General features: G+C 66.5%; 10 protein-coding genes. 6 read left to right on the forward strand and 4 right to left on the reverse strand.

The features are described 5' to 3' along the window. The first annotated feature begins 125 nt into the window (after positions 1-125). From A5634_RS04070 to A5634_RS04090, 5 genes are all read left to right on the forward strand, one after another. Positions 126-1,037: an esterase family protein gene (locus A5634_RS04070; protein WP_065142813.1), complete on the forward strand. Its 912-nt coding sequence runs from the start codon at positions 126-128 to the stop codon at positions 1,035-1,037. 208 nt (positions 1,038-1,245) lie between these two features. Next, entirely contained in the window at positions 1,246-2,259 is a 1,014-nt protein-coding gene (culp6, locus tag A5634_RS04075) for a carboxylesterase Culp6 (protein WP_065142803.1), read from the forward strand. Positions 2,260-2,627: 368 nt separating this feature from the next. Further along, complete coding sequence (fadD32, locus tag A5634_RS04080; protein ID WP_065142804.1) at positions 2,628-4,517, forward strand: long-chain-fatty-acid--AMP ligase FadD32; 1,890 nt, start codon at positions 2,628-2,630, stop codon at positions 4,515-4,517. A 13-nt stretch (positions 4,518-4,530) separates the two neighbouring features. Further along, positions 4,531-9,873, forward strand: coding sequence for a polyketide synthase Pks13 (gene pks13, locus A5634_RS04085; protein ID WP_065142805.1), 5,343 nt, complete (start codon positions 4,531-4,533; stop codon positions 9,871-9,873). An 11-nt stretch (positions 9,874-9,884) separates the two neighbouring features. Further along, entirely contained in the window at positions 9,885-11,447 is a 1,563-nt protein-coding gene (locus A5634_RS04090; protein ID WP_065142806.1) for an acyl-CoA carboxylase subunit beta, read from the forward strand. Positions 11,448-11,522: 75 nt separating this feature from the next. Here the strand turns inward: A5634_RS04090 and A5634_RS04095 are convergent, their stop codons facing one another. The 3 genes from A5634_RS04095 to A5634_RS04105 form a co-directional block, all read right to left on the reverse strand. Further along, complete coding sequence (locus A5634_RS04095; protein WP_065142807.1) at positions 11,523-13,307, reverse strand: acyl-CoA dehydrogenase family protein; 1,785 nt, start codon at positions 13,305-13,307, stop codon at positions 11,523-11,525. 36 nt (positions 13,308-13,343) lie between these two features. After that, positions 13,344-13,856 carry a hypothetical protein gene (locus A5634_RS04100; RefSeq protein ID WP_155769349.1) on the reverse strand — a complete coding sequence of 171 codons (513 nt, stop codon included), beginning with the start codon at positions 13,854-13,856 and terminating at the stop codon, positions 13,344-13,346. Between the two features lie 143 nt (positions 13,857-13,999). Further along, positions 14,000-14,884: an SGNH/GDSL hydrolase family protein gene (locus A5634_RS04105; protein ID WP_081290184.1), complete on the reverse strand. Its 885-nt coding sequence runs from the start codon at positions 14,882-14,884 to the stop codon at positions 14,000-14,002. A 100-nt stretch (positions 14,885-14,984) separates the two neighbouring features. Here A5634_RS04105 and A5634_RS04110 point away from each other — a divergent pair, with 100 nt between their 5' ends. After that, positions 14,985-16,472: an arylsulfotransferase family protein gene (locus A5634_RS04110; RefSeq protein WP_065142810.1), complete on the forward strand. Its 1,488-nt coding sequence runs from the start codon at positions 14,985-14,987 to the stop codon at positions 16,470-16,472. A gap of 108 nt (positions 16,473-16,580) precedes the next feature. Here A5634_RS04110 and A5634_RS04115 read toward each other — a convergent pair. Then, the coding region (locus A5634_RS04115) for an arabinosyltransferase C-terminal domain-containing protein (RefSeq protein WP_172831611.1) at positions 16,581-18,213 on the reverse strand (1,633 nt) is incomplete at its 5' end.

Below are 18,213 nucleotides of genomic sequence, written 5' to 3' on the forward strand. Positions count from 1 at the left end.
GCGACCCGACTCGGGTCGCCGCCGTTAGTTATTTGCGGGCTAGCTCCCCCTTTATCGGATTGATACCAATGTGGTTAGCTACCTTGCGGGCTCGTCTAGCTGTCGCGGACACGATGGAGGTGGACATGAGGGGTGTGTCGGTGCTGGTCCGGCTGCTGTGCGTTGCCATGCTGGCAGTTGCGTTCGGCGCAGTGACCGCAAGTGGGGCTTTGGGTCCGGTAGCCCCCGCCAAGGCAGCGCCGTACGAAACCCTGATGGTTCCGTCGGGCGCGATGGGCCGCGACATTCCGGTTGCCTTCCTGGCCGGCGGGCCGCACGCCGTCTACCTGCTGGACGCCGCGGACGCCCACCCCGATGTCAGCAACTGGGTCACGGCGGGCAACGCGATGAACACCCTTGCCGGCAAGGGCATTTCGGTGGTGGCACCGGCTGGCGGTGCGTTCAGCATGTACACCAACTGGGAGCAGGACGGCAGCAAGCAGTGGGACACGTTCCTGTCCTCCGAGCTGCCTGACTGGCTGGCCGCCAACAAGGGCCTGGCGCCCGGCGGACACGCCGTCGTAGGCGCGTCTCAGGGCGGCTATGGCGCCATGGCGCTGGCTACCTTCCACCCCGACCGCTTCGGCTTCGCCGGCTCGCTGTCCGGGTTCCTGTACCCGTCGAGCACGGCCAGCAACGGCGCGATCCTGGCCGGGCTGCAGCAATTCGGTGGCGTGGACGGTAACGGCATGTGGGGAGCGCCACAGCTGGGTCGTTGGAAGTGGCACGACCCGTGGATTCACGAGGCGTTGTTGGCCCAGAACAACACCCGGGTGTGGGTGTGGAGCCCGACCACCGGAGCCGCCAGTAATCCCGCCGCCATGCTCGGTGCCGGTGATACGGCCATGGGTGACAGCCGGAACTTCTACCAGCACTACCGCGAGGTCGGCGGGCACAACGGGCACTTCGACTTCCCGGCCGGCGGCGACAACGGCTGGGGCTCCTGGTCCGGTCAGCTCGCCGCGATGTCCGGCGACATCGTCGGCGCCATTCGCTGACCCACTGCGCGTTTCGCGCGACGGATGACCTCCCGCGGCGGGCCGGTACCGTGTAGGGAGTGCAGCAGAGGCGGTGCGGCCGCGCTGCGCGGGTGAGTTTAGGGCGCCAGGCCAGATGTTGAGGCTAGATGTCGGGTGCGCTTTGTGTCGCCCAGCCCATTCGCCAGGGACCGTTTCGGGCCCTACCGGACTCTGTTAGCAGGAGAAGATGGCCAAGAAGAGCGCGCGCCGCCAGCGTCATCGGCGCCTTGCCTGGATAGCGGCGGCTTCGATGGCTCTGGTGGTGGCCTTGGTGATCATCGGCGGCGTGATGCTGCTACGTCACCGCGACGTCCCGCCGAGCGCGGTGCCGCCAGGTGTGTTGCCGTCCGGCCCGACGGGTTCGCACCCGAAGAAGCCGCGACCCGCCTCCCAAGACGCTTCCTGCCCGGACGTGCAGTTGATCTCGGTGCCGGGGACCTGGGAATCGTGGCCGACGGACGACCCGCTGAACCCGACGCAGTTTCCGAAGGCGTTGTTGCTCAACGTGACGGGCCCGGTCTCCCAGCAGTTCGCAAAATCCCGAGTGCAGACCTACACCGTTCCGTACACGGCACAGTTCCGTAACCCGCTGTCTGCCGACGGCCAGATGACCTACAACGACAGCCGCGCCGAAGGCACCCGGGCGACGGTCAAGGCGCTGACCGACATGAACAACAAGTGCCCGCTGACCAGCTATGTGATTGTCGGCTTCTCCCAAGGCGCGGTCATCGCCGGAGACGTCGCCAGCGACATCGGCAATGGCCTCGGACCGGTCGACGAAGACCTCGTCCTGGGTGTGACTTTGATCGCCGACGGGCGCCGCGAAGCAGGCGTGGGTAACAACATTCCGCCCACCCCGCCGGGCGTCGGCGCCGAGATAACCCTGCACGAGGTGCCGGTGCTGTCCGGGCTCGGGTTGACCATGACCGGGGCCCGCCCGGGTGGGTTTGGTGACCTGAACAATCGGACGAACGAGATCTGTGCGGCCGGCGACCTGATTTGCGCCGCCCCGAAGGAAGCGTTCAGTCCCGCCAACCTGCCTACCACGCTGAATACCCTGGCAGGAGGCGCCGGCCAGCCGGTCCATGCGCTGTACGCCACTACCGACTTTTGGAGTTCCGACGGCCTTTCGGCCACCCAGTGGACACTGAATTGGGCGCAGGGTGTGCTGGAAAAAGCGCCGCATCCCAAGCACAGTTGAGCCGCCCAGTTGAGCCGTCCGAGCACGATGCGGAGCTTGTTATCAGACTGAGGCTTAGCTGGGCTAGCAGACACACCGCGGGTGCGTCGGTAGCGGGCGCGATCAGGCGTACCTTGTGATTTGGTCTGCCGCTCCCGGCCCCTTAACATTAAGAGAAAATTAAGAGCATGTGGTTGACCCGTTGGGTCGATACCGGTCTTTACAGGCGCCGACACACACGCGTTGGCGCGGGCAAGGGCTGGACTGCGCGTAGATCTTTTAGTCGGCTTCGAGATTTTCAAGTCGGCCCGATGGCACAAGCCATCGGATAGCGGAATACCCGTCGGCTCACGCCGACAACCGAGAACTTTGTGACAAGAGAGGGCGTCATGGCGTACCACAACCCGTTCATCGTGAACGGCAAGATCAGGTTCCCCCAGAACACCAACCTGGTCCGGCACGTCGAAAAGTGGGCGAAGGTCCGCGGCGACAAACTGGCGTACCGATTCCTGGACTACTCCACCGAACGCGACGGTGTGGAGCGCGACATCCTCTGGTCGGAGTTCAGCGCCCGCAACCGCGCCGTCGGTGCCCGGCTACAGCAGGTCACCGAACCGGGTGACCGCATTGCCATCCTGTGCCCGCAGAACCTGGACTATCTGGTCGCCTTTTTCGGCGCGCTGTACTCCGGACGCATCGCGGTGCCGCTGTTCGACCCCGCCGAGCCGGGCCACGTCGGCCGCCTGCACGCCGTGCTCGACGACTGCGCCCCGTCCACCATCCTGACCACCACCGAGTCAGCCGAGGGAGTGCGCAAGTTCATCCGCGCCCGTTCGGCGAAACAGCGGCCGCGCGTGATCGCCGTCGACGCGGTGCCCACCGAGGTCGCCAGCACCTGGCAGGAACCGCAAGCCGACGAGAACACAATCGCGTACTTGCAGTACACCTCGGGCTCGACGCGCACACCGACCGGCGTGCAGATCAGCCATTTGAACCTGCCGACGAATGTGCTGCAGACCCTGGTTGCCCTGGAAGGCAACGAAGGCGACCGTGGCCTGAGCTGGTTGCCGTTCTTCCACGACATGGGCCTGATCACCGCGCTGTGTGCCCCGGTGCTGGGTCAGAGCTTCACCTTTATGACGCCCGCCGCCTTCGTGCGGCGCCCCGGCCGGTGGATTCGTGAACTCGCCCGCAAGCCGGGTGAGACCGGCGGTGTGTTCTCGGCCGCGCCGAACTTCGCCTTCGAGCACGCCGCGGTGCGCGGGGTACCCAAGGAGGGTGAACCGCCGCTGGACTTGAGCAACGTCAAGGGCATCCTCAACGGGAGCGAGCCGGTGTCGCCGTCGTCGATGCGCAAGTTCTTCGCGGCATTCGAGCCCTATGGCCTGAAGCCCACTGCGGTCAAGCCGTCCTATGGCCTGGCCGAGGCCACCCTGTTCGTCTCGACCACCCCGATGGACGAGGAACCGCGGATCATCCACGTCGACCGCGAGGAGCTGAACAAGCAGCGCTTCGTCGAGGTGGCCGCCGACGCGCCAAACGCGGTCGCGCAAGTTTCCGCCGGCAAGATCGGCGTGGACGAATGGGCCGTCATCGTAGATCCCGACTCCGCCAGCGAACTGCCCGACGGTCAGATCGGCGAGATCTGGTTGCACGGCAACAACTTGGGTGGCGGCTACTGGGGCAAGGAAGAAGAGACCGCCCACGTTTTCAAAAACATCCTCAAGTCGCGCGTCGGCGAGTCACATGCCGAGGGCGCTCCCGACGACGGGATGTGGGTGCGCACCGGCGACTACGGCACTTATCACGACGGCCACCTCTATATCGCGGGACGCATCAAGGACTTGGTCATCATCGACGGTCGCAACCACTACCCGCAGGACCTCGAGTTCACCGCCCAGGAGTCCAGTAAGGCGTTGCGGGTGGGTTATGTCGCCGCCTTCTCCGTGCCCGCGAACCAGTTGCCCCAAAAGGTGTTCGACGACCCGCACGCTGGCCTGAGTTTCGATCCGGAAGACGGATCGGAGCAGTTGGTGATTGTGGCCGAGCGTGCTGCGGGGGCGCACAAGCTCGAATACCAGCCGATCGCCGACGACATCCGCGCGGCCATTGCCGTCGGGCACGGGGTGACGGTGCGTGACGTACTGCTGGTGTCGTCCGGAACCATTCCTCGTACCTCCAGCGGCAAGATCGGGCGCCGGGCCTGCCGTGCTGCCTATATCGACGGCAGCCTGCGCAGCGGCGTCGGCTCGCCGTCGACCTTCGCCACATCCGACTGAGTACAAGGTAGTTATGGCTGACAACGAAGACTCCCAGGAGAACTTGCCCGCCGCACCCGCTAAGGGGACCGAAATGACGGTCCCCGAGATGCGCAAATGGCTGCGCGAATGGGTGGGCAAGGCCGTCGGAAAGTCGCCCGACGACATCGACGAGTCGGTGCCGATGGTCGAACTCGGCATGGCTTCGCGTGACGCGGTCGCCATGGCCGCCGACATCGAGGACCTGACCGGCGTCACGTTGTCGGTGGCGGTGGCGTTCCAGCACCCGACCATCGAGTCGCTGGCGACGCGCATCATCGAAGGTGAGCCCGAGCCGGCAGACGCCGGCGACGCCGAAGCTGCCGACTGGACCCGCAACGGTCCCGCCGAGCGTGTCGACATCGCGATCGTCGGCCTGTCCACCCGGCTGCCCGGCGACATGAACTCCCCGGACGAGACGTGGGCGGCGCTGATGGAGGGCCGCGACGCCATTACCGACCTGCCCGAAGGGCGATGGTCGGAGTTTTTGGAAGAGCCGCGGCTCGCCGAACGCGTCAGCCAGGCCCGCACCCGCGGTGGCTACCTCAAGGACATCAAGGGATTCGACTCCGAATTCTTCGCCGTCGCCAAGACCGAAGCGGACAACATCGACCCGCAGCAGCGGATGGCGCTGGAGTTGACCTGGGAGGCGCTCGAGCACGCGCGCATCCCGGCATCCAGCCTGCGCGGCGCTGCCGTCGGCGTCTACGTCGGTGCCTCGACCAACGACTACAGCTTCCTGGCCGTCTCCGACCCGACGGTCGCCCACCCGTATGCGATCACCGGGACCGCCAGCTCGATCATCGCCAACCGCGTTTCGTACTTCTACGACTTCCGCGGCCCGTCGGTCACCCTGGACACCGCATGCTCGAGCTCGCTGGTGGCAATCCACCAGGGCGTTCAGGCACTGCGCAACGGCGAAGCCGACGTGGCGGTGGCCGGCGGGGTGAACGCGCTCATCACCCCGATGGTCACCCTCGGATTCGACGAGATCGGCGCGGTGCTCGCACCGGATGGCCGGATCAAGTCGTTCTCTGCCGACGCCGACGGGTACACCCGTTCGGAGGGCGGCGGCATGCTCGTGCTCAAGCGAGTCGACGACGCCCGCCGCGACGGCGACCAGATCCTGGCCGTCATTGCCGGTAGCGCAGTCAACCACGACGGTCGCTCCAACGGCCTCATCGCGCCCAACCAGGACGCGCAGGCCGAAGTGCTGCGCCGCGCCTACAAGGATGCCGGTATCGACCCGCGCACCGTCGACTACATCGAGGCGCACGGCACCGGCACCATCCTGGGCGACCCGATCGAGGCCGAAGCGCTGGGGCGCGTCGTCGGCCGCGGCCGTCCGGCCGATCGCCCGGCGCTGCTGGGCGCGGTCAAGACCAACGTCGGGCACCTGGAATCGGCCGCCGGCGCGGCCAGCATGGCCAAGGTGGTGCTGGCGTTGCAGCACAACAAGCTGCCGCCGTCGATCAACTTCGCGGGTCCCAGCCCCTACATCGACTTCGACGCAATGCGCCTGAAGGTGATCGACCAGGCCAGCGACTGGCCGCGCTACGGCGGTTATGCGCTGGCCGGCGTGTCCAGCTTCGGCTTCGGTGGCGCCAACGCGCACCTGGTGGTGCGCGAAGTCCTGCCGCGCGACGTGGTGGAGCGGGAACCGGAGCCGGAAGCGGCGCCCCAGGTCCCCGTCGTGTCCGCCGGCGCCGACCTGCATGAGGGTGAAGGCCACGCGCTGCGTTTCGACGAGTACGGCGAGATCATCTCCGACGAATCCGCCCCGGTGCAGGAAGAGTACGAACTGCCGGGCGTCACCGACGAAGCGCTGGCACTCAAAGCTGCCGCGCTGGAAGAGCTTGCCGGCCAAGAACTTCCGGCACCCCTATACCCACTGGTGATCTCGGCGTTTCTCACCTCGCGCAAGAAGGCGGCCGCCGCCGAGCTTGCGGACTGGATGGAAAGCCCCGAAGGTCAGGCGTCGTCGCTGGAATCCATCGGCCGCGCACTCTCGCGGCGTAACCACGGACGTTCGCGCGCCGTGGTGCTGGCCCGCGACCACGAAGAAGCCATCAAAGGCATGCGCGCCGTCGCCGAGGGCAAGCAGAAGCCGAACGTGTTCAGCGTCGACGGGCCGGTGACCAACGGGCCGGTATGGGCGATGGCCGGCTTCGGTGCGCAGCACCGCAAAATGGCCAAGAGCCTGTACCTGCGTAACGAGGTCTTCGCCAGCTGGATCGAGAAGGTCGACGCGCTGATTCAGGACGAGCGCGGCTACTCGGTGCTCGAGCTGATCCTGGACGACTCGCACGAATACGGCATCGAAACCTCCAACGTCACCATCTTCGCGATCCAGATCGCCCTGGGTGAGCTGCTCAAGCATCACGGCGCCAAACCCGCCGCGGTGGTGGGCCAGTCACTCGGCGAGCCTGCCTCGGCCTACTTCGCCGGCGGCCTGTCGCTGGAAGACGCGACCCGGGTGATCTGTTCGCGCTCGCACCTGATGGGTGAGGGCGAGGCGATGCTGTTCGGCGAGTACATCCGGTTCATGGCGATCGTCGAGTACTCCGCCGACGAACTCAAGACGGTGTTTGCCGACTTCCCCGGCCTCGAAGTGTGCGTGTACGCCGCGCCGAGTCAGACCGTCATCGGCGGCCCGCCCGAGCAGATCGACGCGATCGTCGCCCGCGCGGAATCCGAGGGCAAGTTTGCGCGCAAGCTGCAAACCAAGGGCGCCGGGCACACCTCGCAGATGGATCCGCTGCTGGGCGAGTTCTCCGCCGAGCTGCAGGGCATCAAGCCGATGACCCCGTCGGTCGGGATCTTCTCGACCGTGCACGAGGGCACCTACGTCAAGCCGGGCGGCGAGCCCATCCACGACGTCGAGTACTGGATGAAGGGGATGCGGCACTCGGTGTACTTCACCCACGGCATCCGCAACGCCGTGGACAGCGGGTTCACCACCTTCCTGGAGTTGGCGCCGAACCCGGTCGCGCTGATGCAGATCGGGTTGACGACGGCCGCGGCCGGACTGCATGACGCCCAGCTGATCGCGACGCTGGCGCGCAAGCAGGACGAGGTCGAGTCGATGATCTCGACCATGGCCCAGCTCTACGTGTACGGCCACGACCTGGACGTGCGGACGCTGTTCACTCCTGGCTCGGGCCCGGAGGACTTCGCGAACATCCCGCCGACCCGGTTCAAGCGCAAAGAACACTGGCTGGACGTGCACTTCGCCGGCGACAGTTCGGTGTTGATGCCGGGTAACCACGTGGCGCTGCCGGACGGTCGCCATGTGTGGGAGTACGCGCCTCGGGACAAGACCGATCTGGCCGCCCTGGTTCGATCCGCCGCGACCGGAGTGCTGCCGGATGCCAAGATCACCGCGGCCGAACAGCGGGCGGTACCGGGTCCGGGTGCCCGGTTGGTGACGACGTTGACCCGGCACCCAGGTGGTGCGTCGGTGCAGGTGCACGCTCGCATCGACGAATCGTTCACGTTGGTCTACGACGCGTTGGTGAGCCGCGGCGGCACCGAGTCGGTGCTGCCGGCGGCGGTGGGGTCGGGAACGGCCGTCGCTGTCGCGGCGGGCGCGCCGGTGACCGAACTGGCCGAGATTCCGGTCGAAGAAGGTGACGCCGAAACCCTGACCGACAGCCTGACCAACCGCTACCTGCCCTCCAGCGTCGGTAGGTGGTCGCCGGATTCCGGAGAGACCATTGCCGAGCGGTTGGGCACCATCGTCGCGGCGGCCATGGGCTATGAGCCCGAGGACTTGCCGTGGGAGGTCCCGCTGATCGAGCTGGGCCTGGACTCGCTGATGGCGGTGCGGATCAAGAACCGCGTCGAGTACGACTTCGACCTGCCGCCAATTCAGCTGACGGCGGTACGTGACGCCAACTTGTATGCCGTCGAAAAGCTGATCGAGTACGCCATCGAGCACCGCGACGAGGTCGAGGCACTGCACGAGCACCAGAAGACGCAGACGGCCGAAGACATCGCCAGGGCGCAGGCCGAGTTGTTGAGTGGGGCGACGCCGTCGTCGGTGATCGCTGCGGCGCCCGACCCGCAGGCCGAACCGGAGACCCAGTCGGAACCTGAGACCCAGACCGCGTCCCCGCCGCCGTCGGACGTGGCCATTCCGCCGCCCCCGACGGACCCTTCTGGCCCCTCCGGCAATGGTGAGAAGCCGGATTCGAACGGAGCCGCGCTGGGCGAGGGAGCGTTGAGTCAGGAGGCGGTGGCCAAGGCCCTCAACTCCGACGTCCCGCCGCGTGACGCCGCCGAGCGGGTCACCTTCGCGACCTGGGCGATCGTCACGGGCAAGTCCGCGGGCGGCATCTTCAACCCGCTGCCCAAGCTGGATGAGGAGAAGGCCGCCAAGATGGCACAGCGGCTCTCTGAGCGCGCCGAAGGACCGATCACCACGCAGGACGTGCTGAGCTCGGAGAACATCGAGGCGCTGGCCGATAAGGTGCGCGAGCACCTGGAAGCCGGCGTCATCGACGGGTTCGTCCGCACTCTGCGGGCGCGGCCGGAAGGCAGCTCGCGCACGCCGGTGTTCGTGTTCCACCCGGCCGGCGGCTCGACCGTCGTGTACGAGCCGCTGCTCAACCGACTGCCGGCGGACACTCCGATGTACGGTTTCGAGCGAGTCGAGGGGTCGATCGAGGAACGCGCCGCTCAATACGTGCCGAAGCTGATCGAGATGCAGGGCGACGGGCCCTACATCCTGGCCGGCTGGTCGCTGGGCGGCGTCTTGGCCTACGCGTGCGCGATCGGGTTGAAGCGGCTCGGCAAGGACGTGCGGTGGGTCGGACTGATCGACGCGGTGCGGGCCGGCGAGGAGATTCCGCAGACCAAGGAAGAGGTTCGCAAGCGCTGGGACCGCTACGCCAAGTTCGCCGAGAAGACGTTCAACGTCACCATCCCGGCGATTCCGTACGAGCAGCTAGAGGAACTCGACGACGATGGTCAGGTCCGTTTCGTGCTCGAAGCGGTCAGCCAGAGCGGGGTGCAGATCCCGGCCGGGATCATCGAGCACCAGCGCACGTCCTACCTGGACAACCGGGCGATCGACACGGCTCGGATCGAGCCGTTCGATGGGCATGTCACGCTGTACATGGCCGATCGATACCATGACGACGCGATCATGTTCGAGCCGCGGTATGCCGTCCGCAAGCCGGACGGCGGCTGGGGCGAGTACGTTACCGACCTCGAGGTCGTGCCGATCGGTGGCGAGCACATTCAAGCCATCGACGAGCCGATCATCGCCAAGGTGGGCCAACACATGAGCGGTGCGCTGGACAAGATTGAGTCTGAGCAAGTCGGAACAGGTTAGGTAGGCAACTAGTGACAGAGCCGGCTCCCCATTCCACAGCAGAGAAGCTGGCCGAGCTACGGGCGCGGCTGGAGCTGGCCAAGGAACCCGGCGGCGAGAAAGCCGCGGCCAAGCGTGACAAGAAAGGCATCCCGAGCGCTCGCGCCCGGGTGCATGCGCTGGTCGACCCGGGCACCTTCTTCGAGATCGGGGCGCTGTGCAAGACGCCCGGCGACCCCAACGCGCTGTACGGCGATGGCGTCGTCACCGGACATGCGCTGATCGACGGCCGTCCGGTCGGAGTGTTCTCGCACGACCAGACGGTGTTCCAGGGCACCGTCGGCGAGATGTTCGGTCGCAAGGTTGCCCGGCTGATGGAGTGGTGCGCGATGGTCGGCTGCCCGATCGTCGGCATCCAGGACTCCGGCGGCGCCCGTATCCAGGACGCGGTCACCTCGCTGGCCTGGTACGCCGAGCTGGGCCAACGTCACGAAGCGCTGTCCGGAGTGGTGCCGCAGATCTCCCTCATCTTCGGCAAGTGCGCCGGTGGAGCCGTCTATTCGCCGATCCAGGACGACCTGCTCGTCTCGGTGCGCGACCAGGGCTACTTCTTCGTCACCGGTCCGGACGTGATCCGCGAGGTCACCGGTGAGGACGTCACCCTCGACGAGCTGGGCGGCTCCGACGCGCAGGCCCGCTACGGCAACATCCACCAAGTGGTGAATTCCGAAGCCGAGGCGTTCCAGTATGTGCGGGACTTCCTGTCGTTTTTGCCGTCGAACTGCTTCGGCGAGCCACCGGTCATCAATCCCGGACTGGAACCGGAGATCACCCCGACCGACCTCGAACTGGACTCGATCGTGCCGGATTCGGACAACGCGGCCTACGACATGCACGAGATCCTGCTGCGCATCTTCGACGACGGCGACTTCCTCGACGTCGCCGCCCAGCACGGGCCGGCCATCATCACCGGCTTCGCCCGGGTCGGCGGCCGCCCGGTGGGCGTGATCGCCAACCAGCCCATGCACTTGTCCGGGGCCATCGACAATGAGGCCTCCGACAAGGCGGCACGATTCATCAGGTTCTGCGACTCGTTCCAGCTTCCGCTGGTCTTCGTGGTGGACACCCCCGGCTTCCTGCCCGGTGCCGAGGAGGAGAAACGCGGCATCATCAAGCGCGGCGGCCGGTTCCTATATTCCGTCGTCGAGGCCGACGTGCCGAAGGTGACGATCACCATCCGCAAGTCCTACGGCGGCGCGTACGCGGTAATGGGCTCGCGGCAGCTGACGGCCGACTTCAACTACGCCTGGCCCACCGCGCGTATCGCGGTGATCGGCGCCGAGGGGGCGGCGCAGCTGTTGATGAAGCGCTTCCCCGACCCGACCACGCCCGAGGCGCAGCAGATCAAGAAAGACTTCATCGAGGGTTACAACCTCAACATGGCGATTCCGTGGACCGCCGCCGAGCGCGGCTTCATCGACGCGGTGATCGACCCGCACCAAACCCGGCTGCTGCTGCGCAGGTCGATGCATCTGTTGCGGGACAAGCAGAACTGGGCGCGGTTGGCCCGCAAGCACGGCCTGATCCCGGTCTAGCCGCGGGCGGGCCTGGCCCCCCTTCCGCCGAGCGTGCGTTTCACGACGCGACCCGCCGGCGGAGCGTCGCGTAGTTCACAGTCGACGGATGAATGCGCCGTCGACAAGTTCGTCGAAGTGCTCCAGCGCCTCGTCGGTGTCGGCGTCGATGCCGCGCAGTGGACCACGATCGGCCAGGTAGCGCTGTACGTACAGTCGCGCGAGGAGTGCCTTGCGCTCGCCGCCCCGCGTCTGGCGTTCCCAGGCCGCCTGTTCGGTCAGCAGTGCACCGGCGTACACATCGCCCATGAACTGCGCGAGTCCGAACAGCCGCGCCTCCGCCACCGAGCCGTCCAGCTTGCCCCACGCGGTAATCGCCGCCTCGAGGTCGTCAACTCGTTGGCTTACCAGCTGGGTGCATTCGTCGTCGTCGGATACCGAGACCGCGTCGCGCAATCGGGCTAATAGCGTCTCGTGAGCTGCGCTCTGCACGATGCCGCGCCGCACGTCCAGGCACAAGATGTTGTCCGGACCCTCCCAGATGGTGTTGACCTGCCCATCGCGCAAAAGCCTTGCCACCGGCCAGGTTTCGATATAGCCGTTGCCGCCGTGGATTTCGATGGCGTCCGAAGCCGCCGTGATACCCAACCGGGCCACCTTGAGCTTGGTGACCGGTACTGCGATCCGCTGGCGCAGACTACGCGGCTGCCGGTGGTTGCTGGCGCCGGTGCCGTCGAAAACCAGTGCCTGGGCGGCTTCGACGTCCACGATCATCTCGGCAAGCTTGCGCCGCATCAGTGGCTTGTCGATCAGCGCCGAACCGGACGCGTGCCGCTGTCGGGCGTAGCAGAGCGATTCGACGAGGGCGCGGCGCCCGTTGGCCAGCCCGAACAGCGCGATACCCAGCCGCGCCGCATTGGTGAGTTCCATCATGCGGCCCAGGCCCTTGCCGTCGGATGGCCCCGAGTCGCCAGATGGTTCGCCGGAGAGCAGGAAAGCCTCCGCGTCGACGAACTCCACCTCGCCGGAGGCGACCGAGCGGGTGCCGAGTTTGTCCTTGAGCCGCCGGATCCGCACCCCGTTGCGCGATCCGTCCCGACGGGTGCGCAGCACCAGGAAGTTGGCGACGCCGCGGGTCGAGTCGGGTGCGCCCTCGGGTTTGGCCAGCACGACGAACGCCTGGCCGGCACAGTTCGACGCGAACCACTTGAATCCGTTGAGTAGCCAGCTGTCCCCGCTGCGGCGAGCGGTCGTCTCCAATGCGCCCAAGTCAGAGCCGCCGGTGCGCTCGGTGAGCAGCTGCGCCGTCTCGCCTGCCCATTCGCCGGATTCGAACTTGGCGAGTACGTGGTCGCGGACGTCGGCCGGCGCATAGGCGGCCACCAGCGACTGAACCATGCCCCCGCCGGTGCCCAGCGCGCAGCCCATTCCGATATCGGCCTGGTTGAGCAGGTAGTTGGACGCGAACATCGAGAACGACGAGCGGAAGCCCGCGCCGTTGCAGGCATTGCGCAGCGCCTGCTGGGCGTCCAGTACTGCCCGTTTGGACTGGGTGAAAGACGCCGGCATGACGACGTGGCTGACGTCGTGGCCCCACCGGTCGTATCGATCCAGTCGTGGCGGGTTGCGGTCGGTTTCCTCAGCCCAGCGCGCCACCGGCCCGCCCATTAGCGCACCGATGCGGCTCAGCTCCGGTTCCACCACTGCCAACTCGTCGAGCTGCAAGTAGTACGCCATCATGAACTGCAGCGTGGGATCCGTGCGGTACCAGTTGAGCCCGACGGCCCCGCCGTAGTTTTCGGTTTGGTAGCGCTGGGCCTTCTCCGGTGTCGAGAACGGCAGCCGGTCTACCGACTCCAACCCGTATTCAGGCTCGGTCATTCAAGCGACGGTATTACAGACGCGAGCGCTTTCGGGCTAGACCGGCGCTTGGAACTCCGACGTGTAGAACTCGCCCGGAGCCTGGTTGTGCGCGTTGCCGGTTTCGACGATCACCCAGACGCCCGTTGTGCCCTCGCGCAGCGGTGCCTGCAGCGTCACGGTCGCCTGGCCGGAACCGTCGGTGTCCAAGCCGGTGAAGGTGGTGCCGGGGTCGCCGGGCCCACAGGTCGCCGAGGACGGGCGCGGTGTCTGTATCAGGCCGACGTCGAAGTGGGTGCCGGGCTCGTTGGAGACCACCATGTGCACTTGGGCGGTGACCGTTGATCCGGACGATTGGACTAGAGCCGTGCCGCGCCCAAGTGCGGTATGCGGTACCTGGATGGCTGTGGAGACGAGGCTGAAATCGCAATTCCGCAGCGAGGCATTGAGAGGTATTGGTCCGGTTGCCGACGCGGCGCCCGTTCCCAGTGTCACCGTCGAGGCGGTCAATACCGCTATTACTCCGGCGGGTATCCCTAAGTGAGTCAGCGCGCGCATATGCCCATCCATTTCGATATTGGAATTGCGTCCCTGACCCAAAGTTGCTATTGACCGGAATTCGCGCGGTTAAACCTGCCGAACCGGGACCCGATTATCTGTCGTTCGCGTCAATTTGGATGCGTGATGTCGCTGGTCTACCGCGAATTCGAGGCTTACCGATTTTCTGACAACACGAGATAATCCGTTAATGCATTGCCCACCGCGGTGGCACCCAAAGCCGTGGGGTGCAGCGGAACGCTGTCGTCATTGGTGACGTAGCCCTGGATGTATCGTTCGGTGGGCGGAGCGCACATGTCATGCCCCGCGGAAATGGTTCGGGTATCGAAAAACTCAATACCTTTCTCGGCCGCCAGTTGCCGTTGCCGATCGTTGAGTTCGTTGACTTTGGCCTGTAGATAGTTGGCGTCGTAGGGCAGCAGCGGTTGGTCGGGGAAACAGCCGCCGGGGCGAATGAACATTCCGTAGCCCACCAAAATGATCCGTGCTCTAGGTGCGTTGGCGCGCAGCTGGTCGATCATCGCGCCCCACACCGGCACTTGTGCCGCAATGGCTTTGGAAATGGTGTCGACCACGCCTGTTCCGTTGTCGACGACGAACGCGCCGGCGCAGGGCTCCGGATCGGCGCGCTTGACCTCGCACGATTCCGCGTCACCCGCCAGCCCGATGTCGTTGGCGCCGATCGTGATCGTGATGAGGTCGGTCGGAGGGCCGATCATGTCGAGTTGGCGCGGGACCAGCCCGTGGTCGGTCTGCTGTTCCCGATTGACGATGTCATCGGAGGTTGCTCCGCTGCAGGTGACATCGTGGAACGCGGCCGCAGCAAGACGGCGGGCCAACACCGATGGATAGTTGTTCGTCGACTTGTGGCAGCCGCGCGGCGCCGCGGGGTCCGGTACGCCTGGTGCCGCGGCGAAGGAATCGCCCATTGCGACGTAGTTGGGGCGCGTGGCCGAGCCCGGCCCGGCCGGCAGCGACGACGTGCACCCGACGCATGCGATACCCGCCAGCATGGCGCTACCAAGGCGCGTCGACCACATGGCACCCAGTGTTTCATCCCGTTCGGAGTCCCCCCGGCTGATGTAATAGCGGCGCCAGGTTGCAGGACGCTGTGTCCTCAACGGAGCTCGAAGGAGTTTGATGGCCAGCGGCGTATCGCGGCGTCAAGTCGGTTTGGCCACGGGTGCCCTGTTGGCGGCCGGGATAACCGGGTGTGGTTCGAGCGACGGCAAGTCGGTGCCGCCTCCGTCGGCAGCAGCGCCGCCGCCGGGCGGCGCCCGGCCCGCGGTGTCGGCGCAATCGCTGGGTTACACCGTCAACGTCAACAATGGCGGTGCCCCCGGCTACGTCTTCTTCGTCTCGGGCACCACCGCTGCCAATCCGGGTGCCGACTCGCATGCCTCGGTTCTCGTCATCGCCGACAAGAGCGGCAAGATCGTGTGGCAGCGTGAACTGCCGCCCGGCCAAACCGGAGGCAATCTCCGCGTCCAGACGTATCAGGGTAAGCCGGTACTGACCTGGTGGCAGGGCTTGAAAGTGGGCAGCCACGGTATCGGCGTCAGCTACGTCGCCGACCAGCACTACAACGTCATCGCCACCGTGACCCCCGGAGACGACCTCTCGTCGGACATCCACGAATTCCGGCTCACCCCCGACGGGCACGCCCTCATCACGTCCTATCAAGAGGTCAGCGCCGACCTCAGCGCCGTCGGGGGTCCCAAGGACGGCAGCATCTACAACTGCGTAGCCACGGTGGTAGACGTGGCAGCGAAGAAGACACTATTTCGCTGGGACGCGCTCACCCACATCCCCATCGCCGATTCGCCGGCCAAGTACACCGCCGGACAGGTACTCGACCCGTACCACATGAACTCGATAGCGCTCGATCCCGAGGGAAACCTGGTGATCAGCATGCGGGCGATCTCGACCGTGTTCAACGTCAATCCGCGCAGCGGGGCGATCAACTGGCAACTCGGCGGCAAGCACTCCACGTTCGAACTAGGCGGCGGCGTCGAGTTCGCCTTCCAGCACGACGCCGAGATGCCCGACGCCAATACCCTGACGTTGTTCGACAACCACTTCGAAGGCAGCCGGGCCCAGCCCGGCGGCGGTTCCGTCCCGAGCAGCCTCAAATGGATCCGCCTGGACTTTGAGACGCGCAAAGCCACCCTGATCCACGCCCAGCCGCACCCTGGCAATCTGAGCGCCGGCGCGATGGGCAACCTGCAACGACTCCCGGGTGGCAATACGTTCTCCGGTTGGGGCACCGCGGGGCACATCGCGGAGTTCGGTGCGAACGGCGACATGGTTTACGACGCCACGCTGAGCGACGGGACCTATCGCGCGTTCCTCGACGAATGGACAGGCGACCCGGTGCTGCCGCCGCAGCTCGTCCTCAATGAGCGCACCGCACACGGTATTTGGAACGGCGCCACCACCGTCGCACGGTGGCGGCTGCTGCAAGGTCGGGATAGCACCGTCCTAAGACCGGTGACCACCGTCGAATGGGCGGGTTACGACACGCCCATTCCGCTGCCGGACAAGCCGGCCGGCTTCTATCAGCTGCAGGCGCTGGACGCGGCCAGTGTCGTCATTAACCAGACGCCGCCGCTGCCCCCGGGACCCTAGGGCTTAGGGCGCCGACCCGCCGCGCCCGGCTGCGCCGCGCTCGCGGTCACCGCTGAGCCCGACGGCGCCGACCCGCCGCGCCCGGCTGCGCCGCGCTCGCGGTCGACGCTAGGGCTTAATCCGGATCCGGCCCGGCGACCACAACCCCCCGCGCGTGGCTTCGCCCAGCTCCAACCGCGCGGGCGGCGCGTCGATGAGGGTCTCGAACTTGCGCAGCGAACCCCAATCACGGGCCCAGTCGCGCGACAGGTACGTCGCCATCACGTGCGCGCGCAAGAGCAGGTCGGTGATCCCGAGCAGGCCGCCGTTGGTGCCGTCCTCCCAGGTGTCGGTGTCCAGCTTCTTGGCGTTGTAGTCCGGTGTGATCCGGAATCGCGGAATCTCGGTGACACCGTTGGTGTGCAGCATCGGCTGCTGACACGGGAAGGCCAACCCGACCGCCCAGTCCAGCAGCACCGGTTGCGTGGAACCGACATACTCCTGCAAAGAGCGCAGTTCCGGTACCCGCGGCGGGGTCACCGCTATCCAGTCCTCGGGGGTCAGCGATAGATCCTCGGCCACCACCCGCACGGCGACGGCGTCGGCGGGCATCCGGTCGCGGGCGAAACGCAGGTTGCGCCAAGCCTTGGGCTGCTCGCCGTACAGATCGTCGGGCACCAGCCGCCCGGCCGGCACCAGTGCGCCGGGGGCGGGCCGCGCGTACTCCAGCACCACGGTCTGACCGGCGGTGTAATGGTGCAGCACGCTGTTGCCGGCGATCTTGCCCGCCGCGGTGATCACCACGAGCGGGTGCGCATCGTCCGGCTTGGGCAGCAAATACCACGCGGAGGCCAGCCGGCTCTGCTGTTGGGCACCGGAGGTGTACGTACCGGCCAGCGGCACCCGCGCCGGATCGAGCTGATATGGCAGCGGCACCGTCGATCCGTTGATGCCCGGAGTCTTCAGTTTCGTCGGCGCGTCCCAGTCGTAGTCGGTGCCGGGCTGATTGGGCTTCATCACGATCGCCTCGGCGACGGTGTGTTCGGGCACCCCGTTGGGTGAGAATCCAACCGGGCCGGTCCCGCCGAGGGGGCCCAATGGGCCCCAGGGATCGGGGCCGCCGGGCACCGCCGTCATGAAACCAGCGTTGGCGTCCGGTTCGACGAGCACGTCGTCGGCCAGTCCGCAGCCACCGACGAACGCCCGCAGGTTCGACCAGCCGTTGGAATAGGTCGGGTACTGCCGGACAATGCCGATCCCCATCGACGCGACGAACACCAGCGCCATGAACCCGGCCGCGACCGCCACCGGCGCCCTGCCCAGCAGCAGTGCCACCCGGCCTTCGCCGCTGCCGCGGGGCGCGAAGTGCAACCACGCCGCATACACCGCGGCGAGCGCGAACAGCGCGAAAAAGAAGGTGCTGACGGTGATCCCAGCGATCTTCGGCATGGTGCTGTTGAACGGAACGCCGTAACTGGACACGTACCACCAGCCGTTGGTGGTCGCAAAACACAACGCCAGGATGAAGAACACGGCCGCCAAAAACGCCATCCGGTTGCGCGACCAGCGCAACACCGACGGCGACACCAGCACCGTCGTCAGCGCCGCCATCGCCGCTCCTACGGCGGCGAACAGCCCGAAGTGGTGCACCCACTTGGTGGGGGTGAACATCAGGAAGAACATGGTGCCGAAGATGACGCCCATCAGCCGCCAGGCCGGGCCGCGCGCCACCCCGGGCACCCGTTTGCGTCGCAACATGATG

The organism is Mycobacterium asiaticum (assembly GCF_001673365.1).
GTDB lineage: Bacteria > Actinomycetota > Actinomycetes > Mycobacteriales > Mycobacteriaceae > Mycobacterium > Mycobacterium asiaticum_A.

Excerpts from the sequence above, each read along its gene's own strand:
- culp6 (WP_065142803.1), top strand. The coding sequence starts at position 1,246 with ATGGCCAAGAAGAGCGCGCGCCGCCAGCGTCATCGGCGCCTTGCCTGG.
- fadD32 (WP_065142804.1), top strand. The coding sequence starts at position 2,628 with ATGGCGTACCACAACCCGTTCATCGTGAACGGCAAGATCAGGTTCCCC.
- A5634_RS04110 (WP_065142810.1), top strand. The coding sequence starts at position 14,985 with ATGGCCAGCGGCGTATCGCGGCGTCAAGTCGGTTTGGCCACGGGTGCC.
- A5634_RS04070 (WP_065142813.1), top strand. The coding sequence starts at position 126 with ATGAGGGGTGTGTCGGTGCTGGTCCGGCTGCTGTGCGTTGCCATGCTG.
- A5634_RS04100 (WP_155769349.1), bottom strand. The coding sequence starts at position 13,856 with ATGGATGGGCATATGCGCGCGCTGACTCACTTAGGGATACCCGCCGGA.
- A5634_RS04105 (WP_081290184.1), bottom strand. The coding sequence starts at position 14,884 with ATGTGGTCGACGCGCCTTGGTAGCGCCATGCTGGCGGGTATCGCATGC.
- pks13 (WP_065142805.1), top strand. The coding sequence starts at position 4,531 with ATGGCTGACAACGAAGACTCCCAGGAGAACTTGCCCGCCGCACCCGCT.
- A5634_RS04095 (WP_065142807.1), bottom strand. The coding sequence starts at position 13,307 with ATGACCGAGCCTGAATACGGGTTGGAGTCGGTAGACCGGCTGCCGTTC.